General features: G+C 67.5%; 18 protein-coding genes. 5 read left to right on the top strand and 13 right to left on the bottom strand.

The features are described from left to right. Positions 1 to 244 precede the first annotated feature (244 nt). From prfB to FS845_RS09585, 4 genes are read left to right on the top strand one after another with little or no spacing between them, the layout of a single operon-like run. Positions 245 to 1,273, top strand: a complete 1,029-nt coding sequence (prfB, locus tag FS845_RS09600) for a peptide chain release factor 2 (protein ID WP_144633556.1) — start codon at positions 245 to 247, stop codon at positions 1,271 to 1,273. Between the two features lie 32 nt (positions 1,274 to 1,305). Continuing rightward, the gene (locus FS845_RS09595) at positions 1,306 to 2,064 is read left to right on the top strand and encodes an SDR family oxidoreductase (RefSeq protein ID WP_144633553.1); all 759 of its coding nucleotides are present in this window, start codon (positions 1,306 to 1,308) and stop codon (positions 2,062 to 2,064) included. A 7-nt stretch (positions 2,065 to 2,071) separates the two neighbouring features. Further along, on the top strand, positions 2,072 to 3,589 hold the full coding sequence (gene lysS, locus FS845_RS09590; protein WP_144633549.1) for a lysine--tRNA ligase: 1,518 nt from the start codon (positions 2,072 to 2,074) through the stop codon (positions 3,587 to 3,589). Positions 3,590 to 3,600: 11 nt separating this feature from the next. Next, positions 3,601 to 3,894 (top strand): hypothetical protein, encoded by a 294-nt coding sequence (locus FS845_RS09585; protein ID WP_144633546.1) that lies wholly within the window; start codon positions 3,601 to 3,603, stop codon positions 3,892 to 3,894. A 52-nt stretch (positions 3,895 to 3,946) separates the two neighbouring features. Here the strand turns inward: FS845_RS09585 and FS845_RS09580 are convergent, their stop codons facing one another. Beyond that, positions 3,947 to 4,672 (bottom strand): PIG-L deacetylase family protein, encoded by a 726-nt coding sequence (locus FS845_RS09580; protein WP_144633543.1) that lies wholly within the window; start codon positions 4,670 to 4,672, stop codon positions 3,947 to 3,949. A gap of 32 nt (positions 4,673 to 4,704) precedes the next feature. Further along, on the bottom strand, positions 4,705 to 5,700 hold the full coding sequence (locus FS845_RS09575) for a tripartite tricarboxylate transporter substrate binding protein (protein WP_260986225.1): 996 nt from the start codon (positions 5,698 to 5,700) through the stop codon (positions 4,705 to 4,707). 130 nt (positions 5,701 to 5,830) lie between these two features. Between FS845_RS09575 and FS845_RS09570 the strand changes: the two genes are divergently transcribed. Next, positions 5,831 to 6,772: a LysR family transcriptional regulator gene (locus tag FS845_RS09570; protein WP_144633540.1), complete on the top strand. Its 942-nt coding sequence runs from the start codon at positions 5,831 to 5,833 to the stop codon at positions 6,770 to 6,772. Between the two features lie 20 nt (positions 6,773 to 6,792). Here FS845_RS09570 and FS845_RS09565 read toward each other — a convergent pair whose 3' ends face one another. The 11 genes from FS845_RS09565 to FS845_RS09515 all read right to left on the bottom strand — a co-directional run bounded on the left by FS845_RS09565 (position 6,793) and on the right by FS845_RS09515 (position 16,629). Beyond that, positions 6,793 to 8,910, bottom strand: a complete 2,118-nt coding sequence (locus tag FS845_RS09565) for a TonB-dependent siderophore receptor (RefSeq protein WP_144633537.1) — start codon at positions 8,908 to 8,910, stop codon at positions 6,793 to 6,795. A 246-nt stretch (positions 8,911 to 9,156) separates the two neighbouring features. Further along, positions 9,157 to 10,050 carry a methylglyoxal synthase gene (locus FS845_RS09560; RefSeq protein WP_144633534.1) on the bottom strand — a complete coding sequence of 298 codons (894 nt, stop codon included), beginning with the start codon at positions 10,048 to 10,050 and terminating at the stop codon, positions 9,157 to 9,159. 169 nt (positions 10,051 to 10,219) lie between these two features. Next, entirely contained in the window at positions 10,220 to 10,414 is a 195-nt protein-coding gene (iscX, locus tag FS845_RS09555; RefSeq protein WP_144633531.1) for a Fe-S cluster assembly protein IscX, read from the bottom strand. A gap of 1 nt (position 10,415) precedes the next feature. Then, positions 10,416 to 10,757 (bottom strand): ISC system 2Fe-2S type ferredoxin, encoded by a 342-nt coding sequence (fdx, locus tag FS845_RS09550; RefSeq protein WP_144633528.1) that lies wholly within the window; start codon positions 10,755 to 10,757, stop codon positions 10,416 to 10,418. Between the two features lie 5 nt (positions 10,758 to 10,762). Continuing rightward, positions 10,763 to 12,781, bottom strand: coding sequence for a Fe-S protein assembly chaperone HscA (gene hscA / locus FS845_RS09545; protein ID WP_144633525.1), 2,019 nt, complete (start codon positions 12,779 to 12,781; stop codon positions 10,763 to 10,765). A 77-nt stretch (positions 12,782 to 12,858) separates the two neighbouring features. After that, a complete protein-coding gene (hscB, locus tag FS845_RS09540; RefSeq protein WP_144633522.1) occupies positions 12,859 to 13,371 on the bottom strand; it encodes a Fe-S protein assembly co-chaperone HscB in 513 nt (170 codons plus the stop codon). A gap of 3 nt (positions 13,372 to 13,374) precedes the next feature. Next, positions 13,375 to 13,698: an iron-sulfur cluster assembly protein IscA gene (iscA, locus tag FS845_RS09535; protein WP_144633519.1), complete on the bottom strand. Its 324-nt coding sequence runs from the start codon at positions 13,696 to 13,698 to the stop codon at positions 13,375 to 13,377. A 2-nt stretch (positions 13,699 to 13,700) separates the two neighbouring features. Continuing rightward, entirely contained in the window at positions 13,701 to 14,129 is a 429-nt protein-coding gene (gene iscU / locus FS845_RS09530; RefSeq protein ID WP_144633516.1) for a Fe-S cluster assembly scaffold IscU, read from the bottom strand. 30 nt (positions 14,130 to 14,159) lie between these two features. Further along, the gene (locus FS845_RS09525) at positions 14,160 to 15,371 is read right to left on the bottom strand and encodes an IscS subfamily cysteine desulfurase (protein WP_144633513.1); all 1,212 of its coding nucleotides are present in this window, start codon (positions 15,369 to 15,371) and stop codon (positions 14,160 to 14,162) included. Between the two features lie 17 nt (positions 15,372 to 15,388). Next, complete coding sequence (gene iscR / locus FS845_RS09520; protein WP_144633510.1) at positions 15,389 to 15,922, bottom strand: Fe-S cluster assembly transcriptional regulator IscR; 534 nt, start codon at positions 15,920 to 15,922, stop codon at positions 15,389 to 15,391. Between the two features lie 215 nt (positions 15,923 to 16,137). Further along, entirely contained in the window at positions 16,138 to 16,629 is a 492-nt protein-coding gene (locus FS845_RS09515) for a low molecular weight protein-tyrosine-phosphatase (RefSeq protein ID WP_144633505.1), read from the bottom strand. Positions 16,630 to 16,876 lie beyond the last annotated feature (247 nt).

Genomic DNA, 16,876 nt, shown 5'->3' with positions numbered 1-16,876 from the left:
ACGCAGGCCGGGCATTCCATCGCTGCCCGGGCCCGCCGGCGGCACGCCAGCATGCGAAGGCCGGTGACGGCGCATTACGTGCTCGCAGCTTTCGCTAGGGAGAGAGAACCACCCCGCCCCAGACAAGCTAAAATGCCAGGTTTCGCAGAAAAGTCATCAAGGATAGCCATGGAAGCCGAACGCCAGAACCAGATCGCCGCCCGCCTCGCCGACTACGCGCAGCGCGAGCTGGCGTTACGGGGGTATCTTTGACTACGATGCCAAGACTGAACGCCTGCAGGTCGTAAACGCCGAACTCGAAGATCCGGCCGTCTGGAACGACCCCAAGCACGCCCAGGACCTGGGCCGTGAAAAGAAATCCCTCGAAGACGTCGTCACCACGCTGACCGAACTGGGCAACGGCGTGGCCGACGCGCGCGAACTCTTCGAGCTGGCCGCGGCCGACGACGACGACGCCACCCTCGAAGCCATCGAGCAGGACGCCAACGGCTTCCAGGAACGCCTGGAAGCGCTGGAATTCCGCCGCATGTTCGCCAACCCGGCCGATCCGCTGAACTGCTTCGTGGACATCCAGGCCGGCGCCGGCGGCACCGAGGCGCAGGACTGGGCCTCCATGCTGCTGCGCCAGTACCTGAAATACGCCGAGCGCAAGGGCTTCAAGGCCGAGGTGCTGGAAGAATCCGAGGGCGAAGTGGCGGGCCTGAAGTCGGCCACCATCAAGCTCGAGGGCGAGTACGCCTTCGGCTACCTGCGCACCGAAACCGGCGTGCACCGCCTGGTCCGCAAGAGCCCGTTCGACTCCTCCGGCGGCCGCCACACCTCGTTCGCCAGCGTGTTCGTCTATCCCGAGGTCGACGATTCGTTCGAGATCGAGGTCAACCCGGCCGACCTGCGCGTGGACACCTACCGCGCCAGCGGCGCGGGCGGCCAGCACATCAACAAGACCGACTCCGCCGTGCGCATCACGCACATGCCGTCGGGCATCGTCGTGCAGTGCCAGAACGACCGCTCGCAGCACCGCAACCGCGCCGAAGCCATGCAGATGCTGAAGTCGCGCCTGTACGAGCTGGAAATGCGCAACCGCATGGCCGAACAGCAGAAGCTGGAAGACTCCAAGACCGACGTGGGCTGGGGCCACCAGATCCGTTCGTACGTGCTGGACCAGAGCCGCATCAAGGACCTGCGCACCAACGTCGAAATCTCCAACACGCAGAAGGTGCTGGACGGCGACCTGGACCCCTTCATCCAGGCCAGCCTGAAGCAAGGCGTCTGACCCCTGCCCCCATCCGCTCAGCGAGGCCCCGCATGACCGACACCATTGCCATCCTCACGGGCGCCTCGCGCGGCCTGGGCGCCGCGCTCGCGCGTGGCCTGGCGCGCCCCGGCGTGCGCCTGATCACGCTGGCGCGCCGCGACGACGCCGAGCTGGCCGAACACGCCCGCGCACAGGGCGCGCAGCTCGAGCAGATCAAGGTCGACCTGTCCGACCTGGGCGCGGCCCAGTCGGCGGCGGACCGCATCGCCGACGCGCTGCCGCGCGACGCGAGACGCTACCTGCTGATCAACAACGCCGGCACCGTGCAGCCGGTGGCGTCCTGCGCGGAACTGGACGACCCCGCCGCCATCACGGCGGCGTTCAACCTCAACGTCAGCGCCGTCATGCTGCTCACCGCCCGCTTCGTGCAGGCCGTACAAGGGCTGCAAGCCGCCGACCGCCGGGTGCTGAACATCTCGTCCGGCGCAGGCCGCAACCCCACCGCGGGCTGGGGCGTGTATTGCGCCACCAAGGCCGCGCTGGACATGTACACCCGCGTGCTGAAGCAGGAGCAGGGCGAAGGCGGCGTGCGTGCCGTCTCGCTGGCGCCCGGCATCGTCGACACCGACATGCAGGAAGCGATTCGCGGCAGCGATCCCGCCAGCTTCCCCAACCTGGCCAAGTTCCAGGAATTCAAGACCGCCGGCCAACTGGCCGCTCCCGCCGACGTTGCCGCGCGCATCCTCGCCTACCTGGACCGCGACGATTTCGGCACCACTGACATCGACGACATTCGCAATTACCGCTGAACCCGCCATGACCGACCTCTCCGCCGCCTCCGCCCAGGACGAAAACCGCTTGATCGCCGAACGGCGCGCCAAGCTGGCCAAACTGCGCGAGGCCGGTGTCGCGTACCCGAACGACTTCGTACCCGACGCCCGCGCCGCCGACCTGCACGCCAGGTACGACGATCAGGAACAGCCCGCCCTGGAAGCCGCCGCCGTGCAGGTCAAGGTGGCCGGCCGCATGATGCTCAAGCGCGTCATGGGCAAAGCCAGCTTCGCCACGCTGCAGGACGGCACCGGCCGCATCCAGCTGTACCTCGAGCGCGGCACGCTGGGCGAGGACGTTTACGCGGCGTTCAAGCAATGGGACATCGGCGACATCATCGCGATCGAGGGCAAGGTCTTCAAGACCAACAAGGGCGAGCTGTCGGTGCACGCCACCACCGCCCGCCTGCTGTCGAAGTCGCTGCGCCCGCTGCCCGACAAGTTCCACGGCGTGGCCGACCAGGAGCTGCGCTACCGCCAGCGCTACGTCGACCTCATCATGACGGACGCCACGCGCCGCACCTTCGAGGCGCGCAGCAAGGCCGTGGGCAGCATCCGCCAGTTCATGCTGGAGTCCGGCTTCCTGGAAGTCGAGACCCCCATGCTGCACCCGATCCCGGGCGGCGCGGCGGCCAAGCCCTTCGTCACGCACCACAATGCGCTGGACATGGAAATGTACCTGCGCATCGCGCCCGAGCTGTACCTCAAGCGCCTGATCGTGGGCGGCTTCGAGCGCGTGTTCGAGGTCAACCGCAACTTCCGCAACGAAGGCGTCAGCCCGCGCCACAACCCCGAATTCACGATGATGGAGTTCTACGCGGCCTATGCGGACTACCGCTGGCTGATGGACTTCACCGAGCAGGTCATCCGCGGCGCGGCCATCGCCGCCACCGGCAGCGCCGTGCTCACGTATCAAGAGCGCGAGCTGGATCTGTCCAGGCCGTTCGACCGCCTGACCATCTGCGAAGCCATCATCAAGTATGCCCCCGGCTACACGCAGCAGCAGCTGGACGACGTCGAGTTCGTGCGCGCCGAGCTGAAGAAACTGGGCGCCGACGTCGCCGGCCCGGTGCTGTCACGCGCCGGCCTGGGCGCGTTGCAACTGGCACTGTTCGAGGAAACGGCCGAGTCCAAGCTCTGGAACCCGACCTACATCATCGATTACCCGGTCGAAGTCTCGCCGCTGGCGCGCGCCTCCGATACGCGCGAAGGCATCACCGAACGCTTCGAGCTGTTCATGACGGGCCGCGAGATCGCCAACGGCTTCTCCGAGCTGAACGATCCCGAAGACCAGGCCAACCGCTTCCGCGCCCAGGTCGAGGCCAAGGACGCAGGCGACGAGGAAGCCATGTTCTACGACGCGGACTACATCCGCGCCCTGGAATACGGCATGCCGCCCACCGGCGGCTGCGGCATCGGCATCGACCGCCTGGTCATGCTGCTGACCGACAGCCCCAGCATCCGCGACGTCATCCTGTTCCCGCACCTGCGCCGCGAAGACTGACGGACCCCGCCATGATCGGCAAAATCCTCGTCATCGTCGCCTTCCTGGTGCTGCTGATGTATGTGGTGCTGCCGCGCCGCGGCGTGCTGGCCGCGCCGCCCGGCACGGACCAGCGCACTTACGCGGCGCTGCTGCTGACGGCGGTCGTGATGCTGATCGCGTCGCTGTGCTGCGTGGCCTTCTGGCTGGGCCAGCTGTCGTCCGGCGCCGGCCAGGAACGCAGCACGCTGCTGCCCGTGGCCGGCGTGCTGCTGGCCATCTCGGTGGCCTGCGCCGGGGTGGCGTTGTTGAAGCGGCGCCGCTAGGCGCCGCACGCGGCCGGGCCGGGCGGCCTCCCCACGCCCGTGCGGGGCCCGCTCAGGCCAGTTCCCCCGTCACCTGCGGGAACACGCGCTGGTACCCTTCCCCATACCGGATCGCCCGATCCGAATTGCGCGCCGCCTGTACGCCGCGCTGCAGCGCCACGCGCGTGTAGTACTCCCACAGGTGTTCCTGCGCCGCCATGGTCTCGAACGCGCGGCGCTTGGTCTCCCATACCGGCGAGATGTCCAGCAGCACGTCGGGCTTCCAGCCGCATTGCTCGGGCTGGTGCGGCTCGAACAGGAACACCGGAGGCGCGCCGACCACGCCCTGTCCGGGATTGTGCCCATGCGCCTGCGCGATCACGCGCGCCTCCTGCGCCACGTGCGTGGCCAGCGGGTGGTCGAAGTTGTACGGGTCGCGCTGCGAATGCGTAAGCACGAAGGCCGGCCGCAGTTCGCGGTAGATGTCGACCAGCTGGAACAGGGCTTCGTCCGGCACGCGCAGCGGATAGTCGCCACAGTCCAGGAAGCGCGCCGAGGCGCCCAGGATGCCCGCGGCGCGTTCGGCCTCTTCGCGGCGCGCCGCCTTCACGCGGTCCAGCGTCATGCCGGGCTCGCGCCACAGCTTGGCCGACTCGCCTCGCTCGCCGTACGACAGGCACACGACGACCATGTTCCAGCCGCGGCTGGCATACAGCGCGATCGCGCCGCCCGCGCGCCAGACGAAGTCCGCCGAATGGGCGCTGACGACCAGGCCGGTCTGTTGTTGGGTGCTGCTCATGGGCTTCTCCATAACGAAAACGACGGCAGGCCTCAGTCCGCGCGCACGCCGGCCTGCTTGATGACGCGATCCCACTTCACGGTCTCGGCCTGCACGAACTTGCCGAAATCGGCCGCGCTGCCCGGGGTCAGCTCGGCGCCCATCTCGGCCATGCGCTGGCGCACGGCGGCATCGGCCAGCGCCTTCTGCAAGGCCTGGTTCAGGCGCTCGACCACCGGCGCGGGCATGCCCGCCGGCCCGATCAGCCCCCACCACACAGACGCCTGCGCGCCGGGCAGGCCCTGGTCGGCGGCGGTCGGCACGTCCGGCAGCAAAGGCGAGCGCTTGTCGTCCAGCATGGCCAGCGCGCGCAGCTTGCCGGACTGGATGTGCGGCACGACTTCCAGCGGATTGATGGACATGAAGCCGATCCGCCCGCCCAGCAGGTCCGTCACGGCCGGCGAGCCGCCCTTGTACGGCACGTGCAGGGCCTGGAACTTGCCCTCGGTCTTGAGCAGCTCGCTGGCCAGGTGGCCCGAACTGCCGTTGCCCGCGGAGGCATAGGTCAGTTTCGTCGGATTGGCCTGGCCGTACGCCACGAGATCGCGCAGGCGCTTGTAGGACGAGTCGGACGGCACCACAACCACCAGCGAGGCGTAGCCGATGGCGCCCACCGGCGCGAAATCCTTGGCGGGATCGAAAGGCAGCCTGGAGAACAACGCGCCGTTGGCGGCCAGCGTGTTCGAGGCCGTCAACAGCGTATAGCCGTCCGGCTGCGCGCGCGCCACCGCTTCCATGCCGATGTTGGTGGCGGCGCCCGGCCGGTTGTCCACGATGACCGGCTGCCCCAGGTTTTCCGCCATCTTCTGCGTGACCAGGCGCGTGACGATGTCCACGCCGCCGCCCGGCGAATACGGCACGACCACGCGGATCGGCTTGTCGGGAAAGGGCTGGGCGGCGTGGGCGGCGCCCGCGCCCGCCAGGGCCAGCGCGAACGCCAGGCCGCAGGCGCGCATCAGCCGGTTCAGGACGGGGGAAGTCCGTTGCATGAGTTGTCTCCTGTGGTGAGGAACGCCAGGGGCGTCCCATTGTGGGTATGCAGGCGACCATCATCCCGCGGGACCAGTAATATGATCCAATACTTTTTCCGACACCTATTTATTTGGCTTCCAGATAACCATGGAACTACGCCAGCTGCGCTACTTCGTCGCCGTCGCCGAGGAACTGAGCTTCAGCGCCGCCGCGCGGCGCCTGCACGTCAGCCAGCCGCCGCTCAGCCTGCAGATCAAGGCGCTGGAAGAGGAACTGGGATCGATACTGCTGGAACGCAGCAAGCGCCACGTGGCGCTGACCGAGATCGGCGCGCTGTTCCTGGAACAGGCGCGCGCCGCCTTGCGGCACGTCGACCGCGCGGGCGAGGTGGTGCGGCTGGCCTCGCGCGGCCTGGCCGGCGAGCTGCGCGTGGCGTTCACCGCCTCGCTGCCCATGTTCGAGGCCTTTCCCCGCCTGATCCAGCGCTTTCGCTCGGCCCATCCGCAGGCGCGCGCCGACCTGGCCCACATGTCCACGGGCCAGCAGCTGCGCGCGCTGGCGGACAAGAGCATCGACGTCGGCTTCCTGCGCCCGTCCCTGCTCTTCTGCCCGCCGGCCAGCTTGGCTACGCTGCCGCTGTGGAGCGATCGCCTGGTCGCGGTGCTGCCCGACCATCATCCGCTGTCGCGGGGCACCCGGCCGCTGTCCCTGGCGGCGCTGCGCGACGAGCCCTTCATCCTGTTTCCGCGCGGCCTCGGCTGCGGCCTGTTCGAACACGTGATGGTGCTGACCAGCCGCGCGGGCTACGCGCCGCGCCTGGTGCAGGAAGCCCGGGAAGGCACCACTATCCTGGGGCTGGTGGCGGCCGGCATGGGCATCTCCATCCTGCCGGAGACCTATGCGCGCAGCAGCGTGCCCGGGGTGGCCTATCGCCCGATCGACACGCCGGATGCCGCCAGCCAGCTGCTGCTGGCGTACCGGCCCGACGACGACGCGCCGTTGCTGCGGCGGTTCCTCGATACGGTCAGGAGGGAAGCCCCGGAACCCGGCGACTCCCGCGAGGACGCCGCCGCGGCCGTCATGGACTGACCGGCTCCAAAACGCCAGATTCAGAACTTGTACGTCGCGCTGACGATGGCGCTGCGGCGCGCGCCATACCAGCAATCGCCGCGCGACAGGCACGTCGCCACGTAGGTCTTGTCGGCCAGGTTGTTCACGTTCAGCGCATAGCGCCACTGGTTCGACTCGTACGAAAGCATGGCGTCGACCAGCGTGACCGACGCGATCTGCGGACCGGCGCCATCATGGAACGACGACATCCAGCGCGTGCCGGCGCCCACCGCGAAGCCGTCCAGGCCGCCCACCGCGAAGCGATACTTGCCCCACACCGCCGCCTGGTGGCGCGGGATGCCTTCCAGCTTCGAATCCAGGTCCAGATAGTTGTAGTGAGCCAGCAGGTCGAACGACGAGGTCAGTTGGCCGCGCCATTCCAGTTCCAGGCCCTTGGTCGTGGTCTCGCCGGTCTGGACGTTGTTCAGGCCGCCCGAGGGATCGGGCACCAGCTGGTTCTCTTCCTTCAGGTGGAACACCGACGCCGTGAACATGCGTCGCCCGTCGGCGGACTGGTGCTTCACCCCGGTTTCCCATTGCTTGCCGCGCAAGGGCTTGTACGTCTCGGGCACATCGCCGTCAGGCGTGGTGCGCGTGGTGCCGGCCACCGGCACGAACGACTCGCTGTAGCTGACGTACGGCGACCAGCCGTTCTCGAACGCGTACATCAGGCCGAAGCGCTTGGTGGTGGCCTGCGCCTTCTCGGCCTCGCTGCCTTCCTGCTCGCTGCGCGCGCGGTCGTGGCGCACGCCCGCCGTCACGATCCAGTTGCGGTCGATCTTCATCTGGTCCTGCAGATAGAAGCCGGTCTGGCGCTGCTTGTAGAGCGGGTCCCGGCTCAGCTCGGGCGCCACGTAATTGCCGTACACCGGCGCATAGGCGTCGATCGAGTCGTAGCCGAAACCGCTGCGGCGTTCGCGACGGTAATTCGACCAGTCCAGCCCCACCAGCACCTGATGCTCGATGATGCCTGTGCGCACCTTGCCCAGCAGGTGCTGGTCCAGCGTGTTCATCCGCACCTTGGTGATGGAGTCGTCCGCGTAGCGGCCGATGATGCGCTTGTCGATGGGATCCAGCGACCAGCCGCCCGGCACCGTGAACGAGTCCGCATAGTGGGTCAGGTAGTCGACCTTGTTGCGCGCGTGGCGAAAGCCCTGGCTGAACGACCACTGGTCGTTGAACTTGTGTTCGAACAGCCAGCCGATGCTGCGCCGCTCGGAATCGTAGCGGTCATGGCCCGGCTCGCCGATGAAGCGGTAGGTGGGGATCGTGCCGTTCGGGTTGTCCAGGCGCATGCCCTCCCACGGCATGAACTGCGCGGTCGAGCCCGACTTGTCCTTCTGGTAGAGCGCCTGCAGCGTCAGGGACGTGGCCGCGCTGGGACGCCACGTCAGCGAGGGCGCCACCAGCGAACGGTCGTCCGGCACGTAGTGCACCTGGGTATCGGCGTCGCGCTTGAGCGCCACCAGGCGGTACAGCCACTGCCCGTCTTCCGTCACGGGGCCGGTCAGGTCGATCTGGGCCTGCTTGCGGCCATGATTGCCCAACTGCACGCCCACCTCGCGCTGCGCCTCGTCCAACGGCCGCTTGCTGACCATGTTGACGACGCCGCCCGTGCTGCCCTGCCCGTACAGCATGGCCGACGGACCGCGCAGCACCTCGATGCGCTCAAGCATGTAGGGATCGGTGCGCGTCGTGCTGGTGTAGTAGTCGTACGCCTGGCGCAGGCCGTCCAGGTAAATCACCGGATCGATGCCGCGCACCCGCACGCCGTCCGAGCGGGAGTCCACCCCATAGGCATCGGAACGCACGCCGGCGGCATAGCCCAGCGCGTCCTGCAGGCTGGTGGCGCCCTGATCCACGATCTGCTCGCGCGGCAGCACGGTGATGGATTGGGCGGTCTCGATCAGTGGCGTGTCGGTCTTGGTGGCCGTGGCCGAGCGTCGCGCCGAATAGCCGTACACAGGCCCGGTCGCGGTCTCTTCGCCTACCCCTTCGACCTTGACGGCCGGCAGCGTGGAGGTCGTCACGGGGGCCTGCTGCGCGATCAGCACGGTGGGCAGCAGGCCGAGCGCCGCGGCCAGGGTGGCGCGGCGGTAGACAAAGTAGGAACGCACGGGAACAGCTCCGGAATAATGATTATTGGAGCACAAATGTTAATTGTTCTCGTTAGCGTTTAAATAAGTGACAGCAGGATTTCACCCGGATGGCGGATGGATGTTGGATTTTCACGACAATTCGGGGGACCGCAATCGAAGTCGGCGGAACGCAGGCACGACTCACACATCGTGACGGAGCCGGCCGATCGCCCTGACGACCAGAGCGGCGCGGGCAGAGAGCCTCCGCGCGGACCGACTGCCTCTCTACGCGGCTGCCCGCTCGGCACGCAGCCGCGCCGCCTGCGCCCAGCGCCGCGCCACCACCGGCGAGGTCGCGCACGCAGCGTGCGCCGTGACGACCCGGACGGCGCGCTCCAGCAGCTGGATGTCGGCCTCGTGCTGACGCGCCACGTGAGGATCCTCGAAGAACACCACCCGCTGGCATTGCTGTTCCAGCACCAGTTCGGCGATCTGCGCGTCGCCGCCCAGCGGACCGCTCAGGTAGCGCCGCACCCAAGGCTTGTCCGCCGGCCAGCCACGCGACCAGGCCAAGTCGTTCAACAGTCCGCCCGTGGTGCCCGTGGCCACTCGCCCGGCGAACTGCGACAGCAGATCGAAGTGCTCCGCGGCGAACGTCAGCATCTCGCTTTTCAAGGCATCGTGCGCGATCAGCGCCAGCGTCTGGCGGCCGAAATCGAAATGGCGCGACACCGCGGGATCGGGCGCCAGCCCCGCCAGCACCCGCTCCGCCTCGATCCATTCGATGGCGCCCGCCAGCGTCGAGATGAAGGGCCGGCCATGCGTGATGCACTGCCGCTTCAGCGCCAGCGCCTCGGGAAAGATGGACGAGGGATCCACCGGGTCGATCAGGTAGATGGCGCCATCGAAGGGCTCCGCGCCGTCTCGCCCCTCGGTGACCCGCGCCACCAGTTTCATCAGCCCGCCCTCGCGGCCATAGGGATAGCGGATCAGGCCGCGATAGCCTTGCAGCATCTCCTCGCGCTGGATGGCGTCGTACGTGCGCCCGACCGTGTGCAGCTCCATGCCCAGCTCGCGGATGCCGGCCGAGCTGGCGCGCAGCCAGTCGAACAACGCGGCGTCGGCCGTTTCGTGATGCAGGCGGTTGGCGGCGAGTCCGAAACGCAGGCGAACGGTCATGAAGGGGCACCTTGGAAGGGAATGCCCTCGATATTACTTGCGGATCGTGATGTGCCGGCGTCCGCGCACCCAGCTGGCCATTCGCCCGGACAAGCAAAACGGCTCCGCCATCGCTGGCGGAGCCGCTCGATTTCCCGGCCGCGGGAATGCCGCGCCAGGAGGGAGGACCTTACTCGGCCTCGTCGATCCAGGCCATCTGGATGGCCTCGAGGATCTTCTCGCCGCTGCGCGCGGGATCGTCGTCGAAGCCCGGCAGCGCCAACACCCATTCGCGCAGCTGCGTGAAACGCACGGCCTTGGGATCGACGTCGGGATGCGTGTCGGCCAGTGCCGCGGCGACGTCATAGGTGTCGGTCCACTTCATCTCAGTGCGCCTCTTTGGCGTGGTTGATCGTGTACTTCGGGATTTCCACGGTCAGGTCCTGGTCGGCGATCCTGGCCTGGCACGACAGCCGCGACGTGGAGGTCAGCCCCCAGGCGCGGTCCAGCAGGTCTTCCTCGGCGTCCGTGGCGTCTTCCAGCGAGGCGTATCCCTGCTTCACGACCACGTGGCAGGTGGTGCAGGCACACGACAGTTCGCAGGCATGCTCGATGTCGATGTGGTTGTCCAGCAGCACGCGGCAGATGGACACGCCCTGCGGCGCGTTCTCGATGACGGCGCCCTCGGGGCACACGTCGGGATGAGGCAATACAGTCAGCTTGGGCATGTCGGTCAGGCGATTTCGTCGAGTTTACGGCCGGCCAGGGCGCGGCGGATACTGCGATCCATGCGCCGCGCGGCGAAGTCTTCAGTGGCGTCGGACAGCGCCTGCACCGCGGCGCGCACGGCCTCCACGTCGTCCAGTGCTTCGGCCCCATCGGCGGCCACCAGGCATTGGTCCACGCGCGCGCGTTCATCCGCTTCCAGCAGGTCGCCGTCGACCTGCAGCGCGGCGCGCACGGACTCGGCCAGCTGCCGCGCCTCGACCTGCTGCTCGCGCAACATGCGGGCGCGCGCGTCGCTGTCGGCCAGGCGCACGCTGTCGGCCAGCATGCTGGATATCTCGTCGTCGGACAGGCCGTACGAGGGCTTGACCGTGACGGCCGCCTCGACGCCGGTGCTCTGTTCGCGCGCGGTGACGCTGAGCAAGCCATCCGCATCGACCTGGAAGGTGACGCGGATGCGCGCGGCGCCCGCCACCATGGGCGGAATGCCGCGCAGCTCGAAGCGCGCCAGCGAACGGCTGTCGGACACCAGGTCGCGTTCGCCCTGCACCACGTGCAGGCTCATCGCGCTCTGGCCGTCCTTGAAAGTGGTGAATTCCTGTGCACGCGCCACGGGGATGGTGCTGTTGCGCGGGATGATGCGTTCGACCAGGCCGCCCATGGTCTCCAGGCCCAGCGACAGCGGGATCACGTCCAGCAGCAGCCAGTCCTCGCCCGGCGCGCGATTGCCCGCCAGCAGGTTGGCCTGCAGCGCGGCGCCAAGCGCCACGACCTGGTCGGGATCGAGATCGACCAGCGGCTCGGTGCCGAACAGTTCACCCACGGCGCGGCGCACCACGGGCATGCGCGTGGCGCCGCCCACCATCACCACGCCACGCACGTCGGCGGGCTTCAGCTGGGCATCGCGCAATGCGCGGCGGGCGCTGTCCAGCGTGCGCTGGACCAGTTCGGCGGCCCATTCCTCGAATTGCGCGCGGCTCAGGTCGCAGGCGACAGCCGTGCCGTCGTCCAGCATGGCCTCGAAGCGCACCTGCTCTTGCGAGCTGAGCGCCTCGCGCGCGGCGCGCGCGGCCACCAGAAGGCGGCGGCGGTCGGCGCGCGCGGCTTGCGTGGCGGCGGATGAATCGGTGGTTGCGCGGTCGCCGCCACCGCTGCCGGCGCGAGGCTGCGACGCCACGTCCCGCGACGTCATGCCGGCCTGCTGCGCCAGCACGCGCTCGACGATGACCGAATCGAAATCGTCGCCGCCCAGCGCGGTGTCGCCGCCCGTGGCGATGACCTCGAACACGCCGCGCGTCAGGCGCAGGATGGACACATCGAACGTGCCGCCGCCCAGGTCGTACACCGCATACACACCCTCGGCCGCGTTATCCAGCCCGTAGGCGATGGCCGCGGCGGTGGGCTCGTTCAGCAGGCGCAGCACGTTCAGCCCGGCCAGCCGAGCGGCGTCGCGCGTGGCCTGGCGCTGGGCATCGTCGAAATAGGCCGGCACCGTGATGACGGCGCCCACCAGGTCGTCGCCCAGCACGTCCTCGGCACGCTGGCGCAGCACGGCCAGGATCTGCGCCGAGACCTCGACGGGACTGAGGTCGCCCTGCACCGTGCGCAGGCGCACCATGCCGGCGCCCGCGGTGGCGGCGGCCCTCGCCTGCGGCTTATCCACGCCGGACGTATCCACGCCGGACGTATCGACGCCCACGGCATCCACGAATTCGTACGGCGCACCGCTGGCGCGCGCCTCGGCCAGCGAGCGGCCCATGAAACGCTTGACCGACACGATGGTGTTGGCCGGGTCGCTGGCCTGCTGCGCCAGGGCGTCATAGCCGGTGACGGCCCGGCCGCCCGGCAGATACTGCACGGCCGAAGGCAGCAGCGGCCGCCCCGTATCGTCGTTCAGCACTTCGGCCACGCTGCTGCGCACCGCGGCCACCAGGGAATTGGTCGTGCCCAGGTCGATGCCCACCGCCAGCCGACGCTGGTGCGGCGCGGGCGATTCGCCGGGTTCGGAAATCTGCAATAAAGCCATATCTCGCTTGAATTCTTGGACGTATGTAAGGCGGACGGGCCAGGGCGCCGGCAGGGGCCGGCGGACTGCGGCGGATACTAATGCAGCGGCTGCACCGCCGACAACTCCTGCGCCAGGCGTTCGATGAACATCCACTCGCGCACCTTCTGCCCCGCCTGCGCGGCATCGCCGCGCGCATCGAGCAAGTCCGCCAGCGTGCGCCGCATGCCGGCGCGCGCCTGGTCCAGCTCGGCCTGCAGGCCAGCGGCCTTGGCCGGGTCCTGGCGCGCGTCGTCGAGCATCTCGCGCCACTCCATCTGCTGCATCAGGAACGCCGGGTCCATCGCGGTGTTGCTCTCGGTCTGCAGGTCGACGCCGGCCTGCTCGCACAGGTAGCGCGCCCGCAGCAGCGGATCGCGCAATTGCCGGTAGGCCTCGTTGGCGCGCGCCGCCCATTGCATGGCCACGCGGCGCTCGGCGGCGCTGGCCGTGGCGTAGCGGTCGGGATGCACGCGCGCCGCCACGTCGCGCCAGGCGCGCTCCAGCGCACCGGTGTCGATGTCGAAGCGCGCCGGCAGCCCGAACAGGCTGAAGTGATCGTCCGCCGCCAAGACCTACACCGTGAACGACTCGCCGCAGCCGCAGGTCGCCTTCTCGTTGGGATTGCGGAACTTGAAGCCCTCGTTCAGGCCCTCGCGCGCATAATCGAGCTCGGTACCGTCCAGGTATGACAGGCTCTTGGGATCGACGAACACCTTGACCCCGAAGCTCTCGAACATCTGGTCGGCCGTGTCGGCCTCGTCGACGTACTCGAGCTTGTAGGCCATCCCGGAGCAGCCCGTGGTACGCACGCCCAGACGCAGGCCGATGCCCTTGCCTCGCTTGGTCAGGTAGCGGCTGATGTGGTTGGCCGCTTGCTGGGTCAGGGTGACTGCCATGATCAGCTCGCTGCAACGGCCTCGGATTGCGCCGTGGCAGCTTCGGCGGACTCGCCGTGCTTGGCACGGTAGTCCTGCACGGCGGCCTTGATGGCGTCCTCGGCCAGGATGGAACAGTGGATCTTGACGGGGGGCAGCGCCAGCTCTTCGGCGATCTGCGTGTTGCGGATGCTCATCGCCTCGTCCAGCGTCTTGCCCTTCACCCATTCGGTGACCAGCGAGCTCGACGCGATGGCGGACCCGCAGCCATAGGTCTTGAAGCGCGCGTCTTCGATCACGCCCGACGGGCCGACCTTGATCTGCAGCTTCATGACGTCCCCACAGGCGGGCGCGCCGACCATGCCGGTGCCGATCGAGGCGTCGCCCTTTTCGAACGAGCCCACGTTGCGGGGGTTTTCGTAGTGATCCAGAACCTTGTCGCTATATGCCATGATGTTTCTCCACTGCGTATTCGTCGGGGCTTAGTGCGCAGCCCATTGCACGGTGTTCAAGTCGATGCCTTCCTTGGCCATTTCCCACAGCGGCGACATGTCGCGCAGCTTGCCCACCCGGCTCTTGATCAGTTCGACCGTGAAGTCGACTTCCTGCTCGGTGGTGAAGCGGCCCAACGTGAAGCGGATGGAGCTGTGCGCCAGTTCGTCGTTGCGGCCCAGGGCGCGCAACACGTAGGAAGGCTCCAGGCTGGCCGAGGTGCAGGCCGATCCGCTGGACACGGCCAGTTCCTTGATGGCCATGATCAGGGACTCGCCCTCGACGTAGTTGAAGCTGATGTTCAGATTGTGCGGCACGCGCTTATCCATGCTGCCGTTGACGTAGACCTCTTCGATCTGCGTCAGGCCGGCGTACAGGCGGTCGCGCAGCATGCGGATGCGCTCGTTCTCGGTGCCCATTTCCTCGCGGGCCAGGCGGAAGGCCTCGCCCATGCCGACGATCTGGTGCGTGGCCAGCGTGCCCGAGCGGAAACCGCGCTCGTGGCCGCCGCCGTGCATCTGCGCCTCGATGCGCACGCGCGGCTTGCGGCGCACGTACAGCGCGCCGATGCCCTTGGGCCCGTACGTCTTGTGCGCCGAGAACGACATCAGGTCGACCTTGAGCTTCTGCAGGTCGATCTCGACCTTGCCGGTGGCCTGCGCCGCGTCGACGTGGAAGATGATGCCCTTCTCGCGGCAGATTTCGCCGATGGCTTCGACATCCTGGATGACGCCGATCTCGTTGTTCACCATCATCACCGACACCAGGATGGTGTCGGGACGCAGCGCCGCCTTGAACGCGTCCAGGCTGATCAGGCCATCGTCCTGGACGTCCAGGTAGGTGACCTCGAAGCCCTGGCGCTCGAGTTCGCGACAGGTGTCCAGCACCGCCTTGTGCTCGGTCTTGACCGTGATGATGTGCTTGCCGCGCTCGGCGTAGAAATTGGCCGCGCCCTTGATCGCCAGGTTGTCGGATTCGGTGGCGCCAGAGGTCCACACGATCTCGCGCGGATCGGCGTTGACCAGCTTGGCGACTTCCTCGCGGGCCTTTTCCACGGCTTCTTCGGCGTCCCAGCCGAAGGCGTGGCTGCGCGAGGCCGGGTTGCCGAAGTTTTCGTACAGCCAGGGCACCATCTGGTCGACCACGCGGGGGTCGACCGGCGTGGTGGCCGAATAATCGAGGTAGATGGGACGGTTGGACATTTTGTGCTACTCCTGCTTTATACGGTGGCGTTGGCCTCGACAGCGGCGGCCGGCGCACCGGCGCCCGCCCCCGTGCGGTTGACCCGCACCGAGCATTCCTGGGCCTGGTTGGCCGCTTCCTGCAACTGGCGGACGCGCTGCTGGTCGACCAGGTCCTGCAGGGACACGGAATCGAGGTAGTCGACCATCTTGCGATTGAGCGTGGCCCACAGCTCGTGCGTCATGCACTTGCCCGGGCGACCATCGTTGCCGCTGGTGCAATCGCGCTTGCCGCCACAGCTGGTGGCATCGAGAGGTTCGTCCACGGCAAAGATGATGTCGGCCACGGTGACGTTGCGCGCCAGGCGGGCCAGCGAATAGCCGCCGCCCGGGCCGCGCACGCTGTCGACGAGTTCGTGACGGCGCAGCTTGCCGAACAGCTGTTCCAGGTAGGACAACGAGATGTTCTGCCGCTGGCTGATGGCCGCGAGCGTGACCGGGCCGCTGTGCTGCCGCATCGCCAGGTCGATCATGGCCGTTACGGCGAAACGCCCTTTGGTAGTTAGCCGCATGGTGGGTTTCCTGTGTATCCGTAAAATCGCCCGAGCCCAACCCGGTGGATTGTTTCAGGCGGCCTAATACTTGAGTAATTGCCTCAACTATAGCAAATTCCCGAGTAATTTGCTAGGCATCTAGGTCGGAAAAAACCGCGCCTGGGCGCGGTTCGAGGAGACTGCACGACCCTGCCGGACGCCGTCTGCGCGGCGCGGCGGGGATCAGAACGACATTACGCGGCCTGGTACTGGGTGGCGCGCTTGCGCACCAGTTCGAGCACGCCCTGACAGGCGTCTTCGATGTAATCCAGAACCTTGCCGAAGCCCTCGGGGCCGCCGTAGTACGGATCGGGCACGGTGGCCTCTTCGAACTCATTGGCAAAGCGCATCAGCAGCATCAGCTTGTGCTGGTAGGCCTTGGGGCACTGCTGCTGCATGGCGGACAGGTTGTCCCAGTCCATCGCCAGGATCAGGTCGAAATCGCGGAAGTCTTCCGCGGTGACCTGGCGGGCCTCGCAGTGAGTGATGTCGTAGCCGCGCTTGCGGGCGGCGGCCAGGGCCCGGGCATCGGGCGCTTCGCCGATGTGATACGAGTGGGTGCCCGCGGAATCGATCCGCACGACGTCACCCAGCCCGGCGTCGTCCACCAGACGGCGAAAGACGCCTTCTGCGCTCGGCGAGCGACAGATATTGCCCATGCAAACGAAAAGTACCTTGGTCATCATGGGATCAAGTGTGCGGGAAAACCCGGAACATAGCAAGTTTTTTTTGCAGTTCCGTTATAGCATCACCCATCATTTAAAAGATTAATTTTTTCAATAAAATCAATCAATTGTGAGACGTTTCAAAAACATTGCACGGCGCCTTTTGCGCTGCCGAACAGGCCGCCGCACATCCGCCCCCGATTAATGCAAGAATGCCCCGGCAAACGCGATTCCTGTAACAGTGTGACGTGCGCGGTCGTCCCGATAT

This window comes from Bordetella genomosp. 13 (genome assembly GCF_007679965.1).
In the GTDB taxonomy this organism is placed as follows: Bacteria; Pseudomonadota; Gammaproteobacteria; order Burkholderiales; family Burkholderiaceae_B; genus Bordetella.
Note: the sequence above shows the minus strand (reverse complement) of the source record. Positions and strands in the feature narration are given on the sequence as shown.

What these genes read in the sequence shown, in the direction of transcription:
- FS845_RS09595 (WP_144633553.1), top strand. Translation starts at nt 1,306, where the DNA reads ATGACCGACACCATTGCCATCCTCACGGGCGCCTCGCGCGGCCTGGGC.
- lysS (WP_144633549.1), top strand. Translation starts at nt 2,072, where the DNA reads ATGACCGACCTCTCCGCCGCCTCCGCCCAGGACGAAAACCGCTTGATC.
- FS845_RS09585 (WP_144633546.1), top strand. Translation starts at nt 3,601, where the DNA reads ATGATCGGCAAAATCCTCGTCATCGTCGCCTTCCTGGTGCTGCTGATG.
- FS845_RS09580 (WP_144633543.1), bottom strand. Translation starts at nt 4,672, where the DNA reads ATGAGCAGCACCCAACAACAGACCGGCCTGGTCGTCAGCGCCCATTCG.
- FS845_RS09575 (WP_260986225.1), bottom strand. Translation starts at nt 5,700, where the DNA reads ATGCAACGGACTTCCCCCGTCCTGAACCGGCTGATGCGCGCCTGCGGC.
- FS845_RS09570 (WP_144633540.1), top strand. Translation starts at nt 5,831, where the DNA reads ATGGAACTACGCCAGCTGCGCTACTTCGTCGCCGTCGCCGAGGAACTG.
- FS845_RS09560 (WP_144633534.1), bottom strand. Translation starts at nt 10,050, where the DNA reads ATGACCGTTCGCCTGCGTTTCGGACTCGCCGCCAACCGCCTGCATCAC.
- iscX (WP_144633531.1), bottom strand. Translation starts at nt 10,414, where the DNA reads ATGAAGTGGACCGACACCTATGACGTCGCCGCGGCACTGGCCGACACG.
- fdx (WP_144633528.1), bottom strand. Translation starts at nt 10,757, where the DNA reads ATGCCCAAGCTGACTGTATTGCCTCATCCCGACGTGTGCCCCGAGGGC.
- hscA (WP_144633525.1), bottom strand. Translation starts at nt 12,781, where the DNA reads ATGGCTTTATTGCAGATTTCCGAACCCGGCGAATCGCCCGCGCCGCAC.
- iscA (WP_144633519.1), bottom strand. Translation starts at nt 13,698, where the DNA reads ATGGCAGTCACCCTGACCCAGCAAGCGGCCAACCACATCAGCCGCTAC.
- iscU (WP_144633516.1), bottom strand. Translation starts at nt 14,129, where the DNA reads ATGGCATATAGCGACAAGGTTCTGGATCACTACGAAAACCCCCGCAAC.
- FS845_RS09525 (WP_144633513.1), bottom strand. Translation starts at nt 15,371, where the DNA reads ATGTCCAACCGTCCCATCTACCTCGATTATTCGGCCACCACGCCGGTC.
- iscR (WP_144633510.1), bottom strand. Translation starts at nt 15,922, where the DNA reads ATGCGGCTAACTACCAAAGGGCGTTTCGCCGTAACGGCCATGATCGAC.
- FS845_RS09515 (WP_144633505.1), bottom strand. Translation starts at nt 16,629, where the DNA reads ATGATGACCAAGGTACTTTTCGTTTGCATGGGCAATATCTGTCGCTCG.